The sequence below is a fragment of the Pseudovibrio exalbescens DSM 16456 genome, assembly GCF_000422785.1.
Classification (GTDB): Bacteria; Pseudomonadota; Alphaproteobacteria; order Rhizobiales; family Stappiaceae; genus Pseudovibrio; species Pseudovibrio exalbescens.
Genome location: NZ_AUGS01000008.1, coordinates 1 through 15,556 on the forward strand (window position 1 = coordinate 1; position 15,556 = coordinate 15,556).

Annotated in this window: 13 protein-coding genes; 9 read left to right on the forward strand and 4 right to left on the reverse strand. The window is 58.3% G+C overall.

Annotated features, from left to right (window positions below; translation table 11 throughout):
* Positions 1-1,094 precede the first annotated feature (1,094 nt).
* The gene (locus G512_RS0106835; protein ID WP_143181393.1) at positions 1,095-2,225 is read left to right on the forward strand and encodes an FUSC family protein; all 1,131 of its coding nucleotides are present in this window, start codon (positions 1,095-1,097) and stop codon (positions 2,223-2,225) included.
* 45 nt (positions 2,226-2,270) lie between these two features.
* Here the strand turns inward: G512_RS0106835 and G512_RS0106840 are convergent, their stop codons facing one another.
* Entirely contained in the window at positions 2,271-2,879 is a 609-nt protein-coding gene (locus tag G512_RS0106840; RefSeq protein WP_028481074.1) for a TetR/AcrR family transcriptional regulator, read from the reverse strand.
* A gap of 168 nt (positions 2,880-3,047) precedes the next feature.
* Here G512_RS0106840 and G512_RS0106845 point away from each other — a divergent pair, with 168 nt between their 5' ends.
* From G512_RS0106845 to G512_RS20270, 7 genes are all read left to right on the forward strand, one after another.
* Entirely contained in the window at positions 3,048-4,211 is a 1,164-nt protein-coding gene (locus G512_RS0106845) for an isovaleryl-CoA dehydrogenase (RefSeq protein ID WP_028481075.1), read from the forward strand.
* Positions 4,211-5,818, forward strand: a complete 1,608-nt coding sequence (locus tag G512_RS0106850) for a carboxyl transferase domain-containing protein (RefSeq protein WP_028481076.1) — start codon at positions 4,211-4,213, stop codon at positions 5,816-5,818. Before G512_RS0106845 ends, G512_RS0106850 begins: the two co-directional genes overlap by 1 nt.
* 15 nt (positions 5,819-5,833) lie before the next feature.
* Complete coding sequence (locus tag G512_RS0106855) at positions 5,834-7,819, forward strand: acetyl-CoA carboxylase biotin carboxylase subunit (protein WP_028481077.1); 1,986 nt, start codon at positions 5,834-5,836, stop codon at positions 7,817-7,819.
* A 2-nt stretch (positions 7,820-7,821) separates the two neighbouring features.
* Entirely contained in the window at positions 7,822-9,453 is a 1,632-nt protein-coding gene (locus tag G512_RS0106860; RefSeq protein ID WP_028481078.1) for an acyl-CoA synthetase, read from the forward strand.
* Positions 9,450-10,310: a hydroxymethylglutaryl-CoA lyase gene (locus G512_RS0106865; protein ID WP_028481079.1), complete on the forward strand. Its 861-nt coding sequence runs from the start codon at positions 9,450-9,452 to the stop codon at positions 10,308-10,310. The genes G512_RS0106860 and G512_RS0106865 overlap by 4 nt, the downstream gene beginning before the upstream one ends.
* The gene (locus G512_RS0106870; protein WP_028481080.1) at positions 10,307-11,092 is read left to right on the forward strand and encodes a crotonase/enoyl-CoA hydratase family protein; all 786 of its coding nucleotides are present in this window, start codon (positions 10,307-10,309) and stop codon (positions 11,090-11,092) included. The genes G512_RS0106865 and G512_RS0106870 overlap by 4 nt, the downstream gene beginning before the upstream one ends.
* A gap of 108 nt (positions 11,093-11,200) precedes the next feature.
* Complete coding sequence (locus tag G512_RS20270; protein ID WP_073833176.1) at positions 11,201-12,490, forward strand: TCR/Tet family MFS transporter; 1,290 nt, start codon at positions 11,201-11,203, stop codon at positions 12,488-12,490.
* Here the strand turns inward: G512_RS20270 and G512_RS0106880 are convergent.
* Complete coding sequence (locus G512_RS0106880) at positions 12,487-13,035, reverse strand: cysteine hydrolase family protein (protein WP_028481081.1); 549 nt, start codon at positions 13,033-13,035, stop codon at positions 12,487-12,489. The two genes, G512_RS20270 and G512_RS0106880, sit on opposite strands and share 4 nt — an antisense overlap.
* A gap of 115 nt (positions 13,036-13,150) precedes the next feature.
* Between G512_RS0106880 and G512_RS0106885 the strand changes: the two genes are divergently transcribed.
* A complete protein-coding gene (locus G512_RS0106885) occupies positions 13,151-14,107 on the forward strand; it encodes a GlxA family transcriptional regulator (RefSeq protein ID WP_228130486.1) in 957 nt (318 codons plus the stop codon).
* On the opposite strand, the gene G512_RS20275 is transcribed toward G512_RS0106885, so the two are convergent.
* Positions 14,104-14,418 carry a DnaJ family domain-containing protein gene (locus G512_RS20275; protein ID WP_036488964.1) on the reverse strand — a complete coding sequence of 105 codons (315 nt, stop codon included), beginning with the start codon at positions 14,416-14,418 and terminating at the stop codon, positions 14,104-14,106. The two genes, G512_RS0106885 and G512_RS20275, sit on opposite strands and share 4 nt — an antisense overlap.
* Before the next feature lie 131 nt (positions 14,419-14,549).
* Complete coding sequence (locus G512_RS0106895) at positions 14,550-15,473, reverse strand: Gfo/Idh/MocA family protein (RefSeq protein WP_028481083.1); 924 nt, start codon at positions 15,471-15,473, stop codon at positions 14,550-14,552.
* Between the last annotated feature and the right edge of the window lie 83 nt (positions 15,474-15,556).

Below are 15,556 nucleotides of genomic sequence, written 5' to 3' on the forward strand. Positions count from 1 at the left end.
TGGATGCCGGATCAGCGCTGCGCTTGTCCGGCATGACAGCTGAGGAAGGAAGAGCAGGCCGCGGGTCACATACCCAACGGCTCACCCCACGCAGGTCATCCCGGCCCCCGAGCCGGGATCCAGGCCAGCAGAGGCACGCCCCGCGAAGGCCCGCTAATCTGGATGCCGGATCAGCGCTGCGCTTGTCCGGCATGACAGCCGAGGGAAAAGGCGATGAAAGGTTCGGGGGCAACGAGGCAGGACGGGGCAAAAGTGAACCGAGCAGAGCAAACAGGATCAGGTCCAGCAGCAACGCGGCGCAAAGATAAAAGGGGTCAGAGCCCTACGATGAACTCTCTGCAAATTGTCCGACCGAAACCCTACCGACCTCATGCTCACGCAAAACAATAAGACCAAGATCCAACCTCGCCCCTACCCCACACACGTCATCCCGGCCCCCGAGCCGGGATCCAGACCGGCAATTACGCGCACCCGCAAAGCCCCGTGAATCTGGATGCCGGAGCAAGTCCGGCAGGACAGCTGAGGGAAAGGCGATGGAAGGTTCGGGGGCAACGAGGCAGGACGGGGTAAAAGTGAACCGCGCAGAGCAAACAGGATCAGGTCCAGCAGCAACGCGGCGCAAAGATAAAAGGGGCCAGAGCCCTACGATGAACTCTCTGCAAATCGTCCGACCGAAACCCTGCAGACCTCCTGCTCTCGCAAAACAATAAGACCAAGATCCAACGTCGCCCCTTCCCCACACAGGTCATCCCGGCCCCCGAGCCGGGATCCAGACCAGCAATTACGCGCACCCGCGAAGCCCCGTGAATCTGGATGCCGGAGCAAGTCCGGCGGCACTAGGGGGTTAGTCCATGTAAGCATTCGCGCACTTGGAATCAGTTGGTGTTATCTGGCGGCGCCCACAGCCACTGAGCGCAAAAAACGGCTTGTCGATCTGTGCTGAGTGCCAGACCCGAGAAACACCCAAGATCTTTCGGCTCGATCGCACCAAGCCCCTACCTGACCGGAAACAGCAAAGCTGCTCTGCAGTATTCGAGATTCAGAAACGAGTTGCCTCCTACTATGAATGGCGGGCCTCGTGAACCGAGGTGCAAGTGCACGACACCAAAACAAAAAGGCCAGACCGTTACCCCATGATTGCTGACCCGCCTAAAACCAATTGGTTTTCCAAACACCGCAGTCAACTGTTTCTGGCCATTCGCCTGCTTGCCTCCGTAATCGCTACGTATATCGTGACCACCCTCTTGGGTATTCCCCAACCACAGTGGGCGGTATTGACAGCCCTGATTGTGACGCAGGGCAGCGTGGGCGGCTCGATCAAAGCCTCTGGTGATCGATTCATCGGCACGTTGGCCGGTGCGGTGTGGGGCGGCGCGGTTGCAGCTGTCATCCCCCATAGTGATGCCGTCGGCCTTGGTGAGGCCTTGATTATCGCAATCGGACCCCTGGCCTTTCTCACCGCGATGCGGCCGGGGCTGCGGGTTGCCCCCATCACCGCCATTATCGTGCTGATTGCCCCGACAGGCATTACCGTGGATCCGGTAGAGTCAGCCGCCATACGTCTGTTTGAAATTACCATAGGCTGTGTGGTGGGACTGGTAACCTCTCTGATCGTGTTACCGGTTCGCTCGCGGCAACAACTTGGCAATGCCACCAACAGCGCCCTTCAGCAAATGGGGGAGCTGATGGGCATCTATATCGCGTCCGCGCTTGGGACCCGTACCGCCTCTGAAAGCGAGGCAACGGAAGAAGCCTTGCAAAATCATCTCGACAAGTTCGGCAGCATCACCACGGAAGCCATTCAGGAGCGGCGCCTTTACCGAGCCGTGGATTACGATCCCGCCCCCATTTTCCGAACCATCATGCGCCTGCGCCACGATCTGGTGATCATCCAACAAGCCACCCATGAACCGCTCCCCACTTCCATCGCCAGTCGGCTGGGGCCATCCCTCAATCGCCTTTCCGCTGTAACACAAGAGTTTCTTCATGAAAGCGGGCTTGCCATGCAAGGAGAAGCGCCGGCCCCTCCGCTGGAGCCAGTGGAACTGGCCATCGACGGGTTCAATGCTGCTTTTGACCAACTACGGGAAGAAGGCGGCACGCGCACTTATCCCAGCGCAACGGTGAAAAGGCTGTTCTCTCTTGGCCATGGGTTTGAGCAGTTCCTGCGCCATTGCACAGATTTCAATGAACGCACCAAAGAGTGGGTTGCGCGCGCTCACTAAGCATCATGCTGGAGAAGACACCCCTAACCTCCGAGAATGTGCAGGCTAAACCGCCTGAAAGTCGCCGCTGACAACGCCGCGCATGACAAGCCCTTGGTGGATCTCGATGATCTGCTCAACTGTCAGGCGTCCTTCCGGTCGGTACCAAAAACAAACGCCTGTCAGCATGGCAAGAATGGCATAGGTCGCCACTTCAAGGTCGGTTTCCGGGAAGTCCCCCGTCTTCACGCCCTCTTCCAGAATGCGCCAAAGGTTCAGCTCATAGGCACGGCGTTTGGCAACAACATCGGCGCGTGCCGCCTCCCCGAGCGAACGCAGCTCCATATTGGCGATGAACACATCTTCCCGCCGTTCCACATGATAGCGAATGTGAAAGGCCACAAACGCTTCGAGCTGCTCATCCGGGGTTTCGCCCTTGTCCTCCAACGCCTCCCACGCATGGATGAGCGTATCCATGTGCTCTGTCATCAGCGCAGCAAGCAACGTGTCCTTGCTTTCGATATAGCGGTAGATAGAGGCCGGTTGCACCCCCACTTCGGCGGCGAGCTGGCGCAGGGTCATGGCTTCAAACCCATGCTTGACGATGAGGGTTTTGGCCGCATCCAGGATTGCTTTTTGTGTTGTTGCTCCGACAGAGCCCTTTGTGCGTGCCACGCTGATGCCTTCTCGTTGCCGCCTACGTGTTTTCGTCTAATGTGTGATTGAATAATACCAAGGCAGCTGTTATTAATCAAACGTACGTTCGTTTAATTAAAGCGGTCTGCACAGATGATGCTGGCATGTGGGAGTGCCCGGCGAAACATCTGATGAGGAGGATATCTGATGTTTTCAGCAGTGATGAACTTCGGGCTCGGTGAAGAAATCGACGCCCTGCGCGACATGGTGCACAAGTGGTCTCAGGAAAAACTGGCCCCACGTGCTGCCGAGATTGACGAAACCAACACCTTTGCCGCGGACTTGTGGCCCCAACTGGGCGAGCTTGGCTTGCTGGGTGTAACCGCGGATCCAGACTACGGCGGCAGCGGCATGGGCTATCTGGCACATGTTGTCGCCATGGAAGAGATTTCCCGCGCTTCCGGTTCCATCGGTCTTTCCTACGGCGCGCACTCAAACCTGTGTGTGAACCAGATCAACCGGCACGGCACGCATGAGCAAAAAACCAAATACCTGCCCAAACTGTGCTCGGGCGAGCATGTGGGCGCGCTTGCCATGTCCGAACCCGGTGCCGGGTCTGACGTTGTTTCCATGAAGCTGCGCGCTGAAAAGCGGAACGACCGCTTCGTGCTGAACGGCAACAAGATGTGGATCACCAACGGCCCCGATGCAGAAACGCTCGTGGTCTACGCCAAGACAGACCCGGAAGCTGGCCCACGCGGCATTACGGCTTTCCTCATTGAAAAGGGCATGGCGGGTTTCAGCACAGCACAGAAGCTGGACAAGATGGGCATGCGCGGCTCCAACACCTGTGAACTGGTGTTTGAAGACTGCGAAGTGCCCTTTGAGAACATTCTGGGCGAAGAAGGCGGCGGCGTGAAGGTGCTCATGTCCGGCCTCGATTATGAGCGCGTGGTTCTTTCCGGCGGGCCATTAGGCCTGATGGCGGCGGCCATGGACGTGGTGGTTCCATACATTCACGAGCGCAAGCAGTTCGGCAAAGCCATTGGCGAGTTCCAGCTGATGCAGGGCAAGATCGCCGACATGTACACCAACATGAATGCCTGTCGTGCCTATGTGTACGCCGTGGCCGCAGCCTGCGACCGGGGCGAAACCACCCGCAAGGACGCCGCCGGCTGCATTCTCTACTCCGCAGAAAAAGCAACACAGCTCGCCCTTGAGGCAATCCAGACACTGGGTGGCAACGGCTACATCAACGAATATCCCACGAGCCGCATCCTGCGCGATGCCAAGCTCTATGAGATTGGCGCAGGCACTTCTGAAGTGCGCCGCATGTTGATTGGCCGCGAGCTGTTCAAGGAAACCGCCTGATGTCTGTGCTGACCTCCAAGATTTCTCCGCGCTCCGAGAGTTTTCAGAGTAACGAGGCGGCCCATCTGGCAGTGATGGAAACCATTCGCGCTGCCAGCCGCACCGCTTTGGCTGGTGGCGGCGAAGGCCCGAGAGAACGCCATGTGGCCCGTGGGAAAATCCTCCCCCGCGAACGGGTGGCGCGGCTGATCGATCCCGGATCACCGTTTTTGGAGGTCGGCCAGTTTGCCGCCCACGGCATGTATGAGGGCGCTGCGCCCTCCGCCGGGGTGATCACTGGCGTTGGCCGCGTCAACGGCGTCGATTGCATGATTGTTGCAAATGACGCCACCGTAAAGGGCGGCACCTACTACCCAATGTCGGTGAAAAAACACCTGCGCGCCCAGGAAATTGCCGAGCAGAACAACCTGCCCTGCATTTATCTGGTGGACTCAGGCGGCGCCAACCTGCCCCAGCAGGATGAGGTGTTTCCAGACCGGGACCATTTTGGCCGGATCTTCTTCAATCAGGCCAACATGTCTGCAAAAGGCATTCCGCAGATCGCCGTGGTGATGGGGTCGTGTACCGCAGGCGGCGCGTATGTGCCTGCCATGAGCGATGTAACCATCATCGTGAAAGAACAAGGCACCATTTTTCTCGCCGGTCCGCCACTGGTCAAAGCGGCGACAGGTGAAGTGGTGAGCGCGGAAGATTTGGGCGGCGGCGACGTACACACCCGCCTTTCCGGCGTGGCTGACTATCTGGCGCGGGATGATGCGCATGCACTGGCCTTGGCGCGGCAAGCAGTGTCCAATCTCAATGCCATGCGGCCGAACCAGCTTCGCCTGCAGGAGCCGGAAGACCCGCTCTTCGATCCATCGGAAATCCTTGGCATTGTGCCCGCAGATCTGAAAACGCCGTTTGACGTGCGCGAGGTGATCGCCCGCCTGGTCGATGGCTCCCGGTTCGACGAGTTCAAGGCCCGCTATGGCACCACGCTGGTGACAGGCTTTGCCCACATTCATGGCATGCCCGTGGGCATTATCGCCAATAACGGTATTCTTTTCTCTGAAAGCTCTCTCAAGGGCGCGCACTTTGTGGAGCTGTGCTGCCAACGCAAGATCCCGCTGGTGTTCCTGCAAAACATCACAGGCTTCATGGTGGGCCAGAAGTACGAGAGCGGCGGCATTGCCAAAGACGGCGCCAAGTTGGTGACAGCTGTAGCCTGCGCCAAGGTGCCCAAGTTCACCGTGCTGATTGGCGGCTCCTTTGGCGCTGGAAATTACGGTATGTGCGGCCGGGCCTATTCTCCCCGTTTCCTGTGGACCTGGCCAAACTCCCGCATCTCCGTGATGGGCGGACCACAGGCCGCGGGCGTTCTGGCCACCGTGCGCCGCGAAGGCATTGAGCGCAAGGGCGGCACGTGGTCGGCAGAAGATGAAGAGACCTTCAAGCAGCCCATCATTGACCAGTTTGAGGAACAGGGACACCCGCTCTACGCCTCTGCGCGTTTGTGGGACGATGGCATCATCGACCCGCGCAAGACCCGAGATGTACTGGCCCTGTCGCTGGCGGCATCGCTCAACGCACCAATCGAAGACACGCCGTTCGGCATCTTCCGCATGTAAGGGGGCGCGGGAAACATGTTCAAGAAAATCCTGATTGCAAACCGCGGTGAGATCGCCGTCCGTGTGGCCAGAACAGCCAAGAGCCTCGGCATCAAGGTGGTTGCTGTGTACTCGGAAGCAGACCGCAACGCGCTGCATGTTGAGGAAGCCGATGAGGCCTACCTGATTGGCCCGGCGCCGGTGAACGAGAGCTACCTGAACAAGGACGCCATTCTGGCGGCGGCCAAGAAGGCGGGCGCGCAAGCAATTCACCCCGGCTATGGTTTTCTTTCGGAAAACCCGGAGTTTGTTGAGGCCGTTGAAGCAGCGGGCCTTGTGTTCATTGGCCCGCCTGCCAGTGCAATCCGCGCCATGGGTCTCAAGGATGCTGCAAAGCAACTGATGGAACATTCCGGCGTGCCCGTGGTGCCCGGTTACCACGGCGAAAACCAAGATGCGGCGTTCCTGAAAACTCAAGCCGACCAAATGGGCTATCCGGTGCTCATCAAGGCCCGCGCAGGTGGCGGCGGCAAGGGCATGCGCCGGGTTGATGCCTCCGAAGATTTTCTCAGCGCCTTGGAGGGTGCCCAGCGCGAAGGTCAATCCAGCTTTGGCGACCCCCGTGTTTTGATCGAAAAGTACATCCAGTCTCCCCGGCATATTGAGGTGCAGGTGTTTGCCGACAGCCACGGCAACGCCGTCCACCTGTTTGAGCGTGACTGCTCATTGCAGCGCCGACACCAAAAGGTGATTGAGGAAGCCCCTGCCCCCGGCATGAGCGAGGAAATGCGCGCCGCCATGGGTGAGGCAGCGGTGAAAGCCGCTCTGGCCGTTGGCTATGAAGGTGCGGGCACAGTCGAGTTCATCGTGGATGGGTCGGAGGGACTGAGGCCCGACCGGTTCTGGTTCATGGAGATGAACACCCGGCTGCAGGTGGAGCACCCGGTAACGGAAGCCATTACCGGCGAAGATCTGGTGCACTGGCAACTTCGGGTCGCGGCTGGCGCTCCTCTGCCAAAGCGTCAGGAAGAGCTGAGCATCAACGGCCACGCTTTTGAAGCACGAATCTATGCCGAAGACGCGGAGGCAGGGTTCCTGCCTGCCACCGGCACCTTGAACGAGCTGCGCTTGCCCCAGCACTTTGCCCGCATCGACAGCGGCGTGCGCAAGGGGGATACCATCACGCCGTTTTATGATCCGATGATCGCCAAGGTGATCGTTCATGGCGAAAACCGTAGCGAGGCACTGAGCAAACTGAGCCAGGCGCTGGAAAAGAGCTGGGCCGTTGGCGCAACCACCAACATTACCTTTCTGCACGCACTGGCGAACCATGAGGGATTTGCGCGCGGTGAGATGGATACCCTGCTCATCGACCGCGAGCTGGAAAGTTTGACCCGCGTTCCGGAACCCACAGCGGAGGTGTATGCCATTGCCGCTGCCATTGATCTGGGTCTGGCGCATGATCGAGGGTATGGCACCACTCCCTGGGAAACATTGGCCGGATGGCGCCTGTGGAGCTCTGCCCACCAGTTCGCCCATTTGCGCTATCGCGACAATCTGAAGGAAATAGCCATTGCCACACATCAAGACGGGACGCTGTCGGCAGCCATTGATGACAGGACCTTGTCCTTCAAGATCCTTCGGTTGGAAGGCTACGAGATCCGCATCAGCATGGACGGCGCCCAGCGCGTTTGCCATTTTGCCAAGACAGCCCACAGCCTCACGCTATTTATCGAGGGGCAAAGCTGGCAGTTCGACCTGCCTGACCATCTGAGCGACGAAGACGAACGGGTCGATGCCGGCAGCGCCATCATCTCCCCCGTCCCCGGTCAGGTGCGTGCTGTGCAATGCACGACCGGCCAGCAAGTGGCCCAAGGTGATGTTCTAGTGGTGACGGAAGCCATGAAGATGGAACACAGCCTGAAGGCCCCCCGTGATGGCGTTGTGCTGGAAGTCATGGTGGCCGAAGGCGACCAAGTGGAAGACGGCGCTCTGTTGATCACGCTTGAGGAGGAGGCCTGATCATGTTGCCGCAAATTCGCTCCTACGAGGGCCTGCGTGAGGCCTTCAAATGGAAGATACCGGAGTTCTTCAACATTGGGGTTGATATTAGTGACAAGTGGGCCGAGCGGGAGCCAAACCGGGAAGCCTTGGTGTTTGTGCGCGAAGACGGAATGGTCAGCCACTACACCTTTGGAGATCTCAAAGAGAAATCCAATCAGCTTGCCAACCTGCTTTCCAGCCGTGGAGTGGCTCGCGGCGATCGGGTTGGCATCCTGCTGCCACAAGCACCCGAAACCGCCTTTGGTCACATCGCCATTCACAAAATGGGGGCCATTTCCATCCCCTTGTTCACCCTGTTTGGTGAGGAAGCGCTGGAGTACCGCCTCAACAACTCCGAGGCCAAGGCCATTATCACCAACGCCATGGGTGCCGAAAAACTCCAGCATCTGCGTGGCCGCCTGCCGCACCTTAAGGTGGTGCTGTGCATCGATGGGGCGTTGCATGGGGCAGAGGATTATCACGCACTGACACAATGGCACTCCACCGAGTTCGAGCCGGTAAAGACGCGGGCGGATGACCCCGCCATGATCGTTTACACCTCCGGCACCACAGGCCAACCCAAGGGGGCCTTGCATGCCCACCGGGTGTTGCTGGGCCATCTGCCGGGCGTTGAGTTTCCCCATGACCTGTTCCCGCAGGAAGGGGACCGATTCTGGACACCCGCGGACTGGGCATGGATTGGAGGACTGATGGATGCCCTAATGCCCGCATTGCATCACGGTGTGCCGGTGGTCGCCTGCCGGTTCCGCAAGTTTACGGGCGAAGCTGCGTTTCAACTGCTGCAGGATCAAAAGATCCGCAATGCATTCATCCCGCCCACTGCACTGAAAATGATGCGGACCGTGGAAAACCCGCAGGAACGCTGGAACTACAGCGTGCGCACACTAGGCAGCGGCGGCGAAGCCCTTGGCGCGGAGCTGCTGGACTGGGGCCGCAAGACCTTTGGTATCACCATTAACGAGTTCTACGGCCAGACCGAGTGCAATCTCGTGGTGGCCACGTGCAGCCAGATGATGGAGACCCGCCCCGGTATAATGGGCAAGGCCGTGCCGGGCTTTGATGTGCGCATCGTTGATGACACCGGCGAAGAGCTGCCGCGCGGCACGCAGGGCAACATTGCCATCAAGACGCCTAATCCGATCATGTTTCTGGAATACTGGCGCAACCCAGAGGCCACCGCAAAGAAGGTGATCAACGGTTTCCTGATGACAGGCGATCAAGGCGTGATGGACGCGGAAGACTGGATCCGCTTCGTTGGCCGGGACGATGATGTCATCACCTCCTCCGGTTACCGCATTGGACCGGGTGAGATTGAGGACTGCCTGTTAAAGCACGATGCCGTGGCTATGGTGGGCGTTATCGGCAAACCGGACGCCACACGCACGGAAATCGTGAAGGCCTACGTTGTGCTGCGTCAAGGCATTGAGCCCAGCAAGGAGCTGGCTGACGAGCTTGCGCTGTTCGTGAAGGAGAGGCTGGCCGCGCACGAATACCCACGGGAAGTGGAGTTCGTGGACGCCCTGCCCATGACCACAACAGGCAAGGTTATCCGCCGCGAACTTCGGCAACGGGCCATGGAGGACGACCGATGAGCGATTACGTCACCCTATTCGAGATGGGGCCACGCGACGGGCTGCAAAATGAAAAGACCCTCATCAGCACCCCTGCGAAGATCGAGCTGATCGACAGGTTATCCGACTGTGGCTTCACAAAAATTGAAGCAACGAGCTTCGTCTCCCCCAAATGGGTGCCGCAAATGGCGGACGCAACAGAAGTGCTTGCCGGTATTACCCGAAAACCGGGTGTAAAATACACAGCGCTTACGCCCAACCTGAAAGGATATGAACGCGCAGTAGCCGCCAAGGCAGACGAAGTCGCCATTTTCGGTTCTGCCTCTGAAGGCTTTTCGCAGGCCAATATCAATTGCTCGATTGAAGAAAGTTTAGCCCGATTTGCCCCCCTTGTAGACCGGGCAAGGACAGAGGGCCTACCGGTGCGCGGCTATGTGTCTTGCGTCGTCCGGTGCCCTTATGATGGAGATACGAACCCGGCAAAAGTAGCCGAGGTTATCGCCCAGCTATTGGAAATGGGCTGCTATGAAGTCTCGCTGGGCGACACCATTGGCGCAGGAACACCGGAAACCATCCGCGCCATGCTCGCAGCGTCGCTGAAGGTCGCGCCTGCGTCACGCTTGGCCGGTCATTATCACGATACCGGAGACAAGGCGATTGCCAACATAGAAGCAAGCCTGGACCTGGGGCTGAGGACGTTCGATACCGCCATTGGAGGGCTGGGCGGGTGTCCTTACGCACCCGGCGCTAAGGGCAACGTGAGTACCATTGCCGTAGCTGAGCGCCTGCATGCGCTAGGTTTTGACACCGGGTTGGATATGGAAAAGTGCCGCGCCGCCCAAGCATTCATTACGGAACTGAAGGAGGGCGCACAATGACATATGCCACGCTCGACATTGAACGGTCCGACAGCGGCATCACCACCCTTTGGCTCGCCCGCGAGGACAAGCACAACGCCATGAGCGCCCAGATGATGGACGAGTTGGTGCGCACCGCAGATGAGCTGGATGAAGACGACAGCACACGCGTTGTCATTCTGGCCGCCAAGGGCAAGACTTTTTGCGCTGGCGGCGACCTGACATGGATGCAGGCACAGGCAGACAAGGACCGCACGGGCAAAATTGAAGAAGCCCGTCGCCTTGCCGACATGTTGAAGCGGCTGGATTCGCTCAAAAAACCGCTTATTGCCCGTGTTCAGGGGCCCGCCTATGGCGGCGGCGTCGGCCTTATGAGTGTTTGCGACCTGGTCGTTGCTGCCCAGGGCACAAAATTCTCCCTGACGGAGACCCGTCTTGGCCTGATACCCGCAACCATTGGCCCGTACGTTGTGCGCCGCATGGGCGAAGGGAATGCCCGGCAGGTCTTCATGAATGCCAAAGCCTTCGGACCGGAACGCGCCCAGTCTCTCGGGCTGGTTTCGCTGGTCGCTCCAGTCGAGGATCTGGATGCCATTGTTCAGGAGGAGGCTCGAAGCTATCTAAACTGCGCTCCGGGTGCGGTGGCGGACGCCAAGGCACTGGCTTGTGCGTTGGCACGGATGCCATCAAGTACGCAGATCGAATACACGATTGGAAAACTGGCGGACCGCTGGGAGACACAAGAGGCCCAAGATGGCATCCGCGCCTTTTTTGCCAAAGAAACACCTGCCTGGCGCAAATAACGTCGCGGCGGCACAACGCCGCCCTTTGGACAACGCGGAAAACCGGCAATTTCACTTTACTTGACTGGCGGCTCTGGTAGACACCAGCGGACCGCCAGCGAGTGAAGAATGCCTGCATCTTTTCTGAAATTTTCAGTTTCCGACAAGGACCACACCCTGTTTTTCGTAGGGTGTACGGCCTTGTTGCACGCAATTGGCGCCGGCCTCATTATTCCCGTGACCCCTCATCTTGTCTCGGAACTGACGGGCACCGGCATTGCGGGCGCTGCTATGTGGGGCGGTTTCATTGCGGCGGTTTATGCCATAATGCAGTTTTTATGCAGCGCAACAGTAGGCGCGCTATCGGACCGGTTTGGCCGCCGCCCTGTTCTGCTGGTATCGCTTGCCGTCCTCGTCGTCGATTATCTCATCATGACCTTTGCCAACAGCATCTGGTTGCTGTTCGCCGGCCGGCTGATTGCAGGCGCAGCCAGTGCGACCTACGCCACCTCGTATGCTGCGGTTGCCGACATTTCCGGGCGCAATAAACGCAGCACCCGGTTTGGCATGATCGGGGCCTGCATTGGGCTCGGCTTCGTTCTTGGACCCGCGGTCGGTGGTTTGCTGGGCGAGTTGGGTATTCGCGTACCCTTTTATGCAGCTGCCGTATTGCTCGCCGTGACCCTGACCTACGGCCTGTTCTACATGCCCGAAACGCTCCGCGAAGAAAAACGACGCCCATTTGAATGGCGCAAGGCCAACCCCGTAGGTGCCGCTCTCTACTTCATGCAGTTTGAAACGCTGCGCCGCTTCTTCCTCGCCTTGTTCCTGTTTGAAATGGCCAATTTCGTTTACGCTGCAATCTGGCCTTACTACACCTTTGAAGCGCTGAAGTGGACAAGTACCCAGGTCGGCCTGTCCCTCGCCGTTGTTGGCCTTGGGTTTTCCGGCGTCAAAGGGGGCCTGATCCGCTGGATCATACCGCGACACGGGGAAGAGCGAACCGCCCTGATCGGCTTTGCGTTCTCCGTGGTGGCGTTGCTGGGTTTTGCTGTTGCTCCCAACACGTGGGTGGTGATTGCACTCCTGCCATTGTCGGCGCTGGGTGCCATGATCGTACCCGCACTAACGGGATTGATCAGCCACTCGGTCACCAGCGATCGACAAGGCGAGTTGCAGGGCGCCTTCGCCAGCATCATCGGTTTGACCGCTGTGCTCTCAACGCTGCTGATGACACAAGTGTTTGCGCTGGCCACCAGCACACCCGACCGCTTTTACTTCCCGGGAGCCCCGTTCCTGTTGGCTGCAGTGTTCATGACCACGGCAGTCTGGCCGTTTTTGCGGGCCATCAGGCAGCAGCGGCCAACTCTAGAGGTCAGCCGCCGCCTGATGCAATATACGGCAATGCGTGGCAACTAGGTTGCCAGGTAGTCGTCCGCGCACAAAATGGTAGCGAAGGCAAAGCCGAGGGCTGCCATGAACGATGCCTGGACTGCCTGGGCCGGGACCACGTTACCATTGATCTCAAGATCCCGTGTTGCGCACGCATCATGCACAACGGTGACCTTGTAACCCATATCGAAAGCGGCACGCACCGTGGAGTCGATACAGTTCTGTGTCATTGCGCCCACAACAACAATCTCTGTAACCCCTGCGGCGTCTAGAACCTCCTTGAGGTTGGTATCACGGAAGGAGTTCGCCTTTGTCTTTTGCACCACGACTTCACCGGCCACGGGCTTGCAATCCTCATGCATCTCAACGCCTTCGGTTCCCTTGTTGAAGAAAGGGGCACCACCAGCTTCAACGACATGCTGGATGTGAACCACGGTTTCACCTGCAGCGCGGGCCTTTTCGAGAAGTCTTGAAACGTTTGCAGCGGCGGCTTCCATGCCAACCAGCTCCCAGGCTCCACCCGGGAAATAGTCATTTTGCACGTCGACAACGACAAGGGCTTTACGGCTCATGATCGGATCCTTTGTTCGTGAAGAATAAGATCACGACACTGTATGAGGCGATGAGGCTTTGAAGACTTGGCAAATTCGACATTTTTCAGGCTATAACTGACAAATGGAACCCGTTTTGCCCCAGCACAACATCGCACTCCTGAACTATCCGGGAGCGCAACTTGCTGCTCTTTATGGACTGAAGGACATGTTTGAGGTCGCCAACCGACTTGCGGAAGGCCAAACCAACAGTGTTTTGAAGCCCCACATCGTCGATCTTTTCGAGGACACTGCAACTCATCTGCATGATCTGCCCACTTGCGCAGCGCTGATAGCCCCACCCAGTTTGAGCGCAGAAAAGCACACCGGACAGGGCGCCGTCCATCATTGGATCAAAACCCAACATCAAAAAGGGGCGCTGATATGCTCAGCTTGCGCCGGCGCTTATTTGCTTGCGGCCACCGGACTGCTGAATGGACGCACTGCAACCACCCACTGGGCACTGAAACAGGAATTTTCTGAAACCTATCCCAGCGTTCAACTCAATACTGATCAGTTGATCGTCGATGAGGGGGACATCATAACGGCGGGTGGAGTCATGGCTTGGACAGATCTGGGCTTGCGCGTAGTTGAGCGATTTCTGGGGCCGGCCATCATGCTGGATCTTGCCCACCAGCTCTTGATCGAGCCGGGCCGATGTGAGCAACGGCTTTTCAGCGCTTTTCGGCCGGAGCTTCACCACGGTGACGCAACCATTCTCAAAGTGCAACACTGGCTGCAAACGACTTTCACCACGCGCGTAACCGTGAAAGGCATGGCAGAGCACGCCGGATTGACGAGCCGCACGTTTCTGCGCCGTTTCTACCGTGCAACCGGCCTCAACCCGAAGGCTTATTTACAATTGTTAAGGGTTGAAAAGGCTCGGCGCCAACTGGAGCTGACCCCCAAGCCAGTCAACGAGATCGCCTGGGCTGTAGGTTACGAAGACCCCACGGCCTTCCGCAGGATCTTCTTGAGAATTGTGGGCCTGCCTCCCGGCGAGTATCGCAAAAGGTTCTCAGTGGAAGCAGCGCGCCAAGCACTGGAACGCTAGCCGCGCATCAGGCCGCGCCGGGCTTCGTTCTCAACGGATTTACGCAATTGAAGATCGGAAATGGCCTTCCGCAATTCTGTCCGTTCATCCTCATCCGTGGCTACTTTCAGTTTTGCCTGAAGGTCCTTTATAGCCGCATCTATGTCGCCGCCTTCTGTGTTGCGCATGGCACGCACGCTGAGCGCCTCGGTCGTTGAGACTTGACGCAGCCCGTAACGGCGCGGCAACGGTTTGCCTGAACCGGCGATGTCTTTGAGATCGCCTTGTGACTGGGCCCGCCGCATTTGGCGTTCAATAAGACGATCGAACATGAAATGGCTCCTTTCGAGCAGAAGTCGTCGTGTTACAGATAGAAAAATAGGAAGCGTTCATGTCGGGTTTAAGGCATTGGGACGAGGTGTCGCGGCAGATTCAGATGCTTGTGCAGAAAACACCTTCACCCTCAAAAGTGAAAGGGCTCAACAAGCACTCTGCCACCCAGTGCAAACGCATCGACGACATGAACAAGAGGCGACAAATCCATGTCGCTGCGCCCCGCCGTTACCAACTCTGACAGGCGTCGATACAACCTTGGATACTCCTCGTTCAGTCCATCATCGACCAAAGTGCCATCCACATACATCTTGGATCCACCATCTGTCAGGCACAGGTGCCCATCAGTTGTTTCCACGTCGATCGTCCACTGTTGCGGCCCCTCTTGGCGCCAGTCAAAGTCAGCACGAACGTCCGCGCCACCGCCATGATGGAACGCTACCGTTGCCGCTATCGGAGCCTGACGGTTTTTCGGGAACAACAATGTGGCTTCCTTGACATGCACCGGATCGGGAAGGATTTCCGTCATGATGGAGACTGCATTAATGCCCGGATCAAAAACACCCATTCCTCCGGGCTCGAAAATCCAATGCTGTCCCGGATGCCAGCGGCGCACGTCCTCATTCCAGGCAATGCGTAGCGATACCAGCGTTTTGTCTTCCAGCCACGCGCGCGCCGCAGGCACACACCAAGCAAACCGCGAATGCCAGGAAGCGAACAAGCCAACGCCTTTCTCTGTCGCTAAACGCTGCAACTGAAGACAGGCGGCAAGACTGTGCGCCGGAGGCTTTTCCAACATCACGTGCCGGCCTGCATTGAGCGCCTTGACAGCAACATCAAAGCGCGGTCGCGGCGGCATGGCGAGCGAGAGTGTGGAGATGTCCGGCCGTGCAGCAAGCAAGGCTTCAATGGTGGGATACGTGTCAACACCGTCCAACGCTGTTGACCGACTGACCACAGCGGCCAGTTCCCATTCTTTTGCACCGTGAATGGCAGGGATGTGCTGATCGCGGGCAATTTTTCCAATGCCGACCAGCGCTATTTTTTCCGCCATAGCCGATGCCTTTTCCGTTTACAAGGTCTACAAACGTACCGGCCGTGTGGCAGGCATGCCAGAAAAACAGCTAGCCTGCCTCA

Coding starts and splice junctions, on each gene's coding strand:
- G512_RS0106845 (WP_028481075.1), top strand. CDS start 3,048: ATGTTTTCAGCAGTGATGAACTTCGGGCTCGGTGAAGAAATCGACGCC.
- G512_RS0106850 (WP_028481076.1), top strand. CDS start 4,211: ATGTCTGTGCTGACCTCCAAGATTTCTCCGCGCTCCGAGAGTTTTCAG.
- G512_RS0106855 (WP_028481077.1), top strand. CDS start 5,834: ATGTTCAAGAAAATCCTGATTGCAAACCGCGGTGAGATCGCCGTCCGT.
- G512_RS0106860 (WP_028481078.1), top strand. CDS start 7,822: ATGTTGCCGCAAATTCGCTCCTACGAGGGCCTGCGTGAGGCCTTCAAA.
- G512_RS0106865 (WP_028481079.1), top strand. CDS start 9,450: ATGAGCGATTACGTCACCCTATTCGAGATGGGGCCACGCGACGGGCTG.
- G512_RS0106870 (WP_028481080.1), top strand. CDS start 10,307: ATGACATATGCCACGCTCGACATTGAACGGTCCGACAGCGGCATCACC.
- G512_RS20270 (WP_073833176.1), top strand. CDS start 11,201: ATGCCTGCATCTTTTCTGAAATTTTCAGTTTCCGACAAGGACCACACC.
- G512_RS0106880 (WP_028481081.1), bottom strand. CDS start 13,035: ATGAGCCGTAAAGCCCTTGTCGTTGTCGACGTGCAAAATGACTATTTC.
- G512_RS20275 (WP_036488964.1), bottom strand. CDS start 14,418: ATGTTCGATCGTCTTATTGAACGCCAAATGCGGCGGGCCCAGTCACAA.
- G512_RS0106895 (WP_028481083.1), bottom strand. CDS start 15,473: ATGGCGGAAAAAATAGCGCTGGTCGGCATTGGAAAAATTGCCCGCGAT.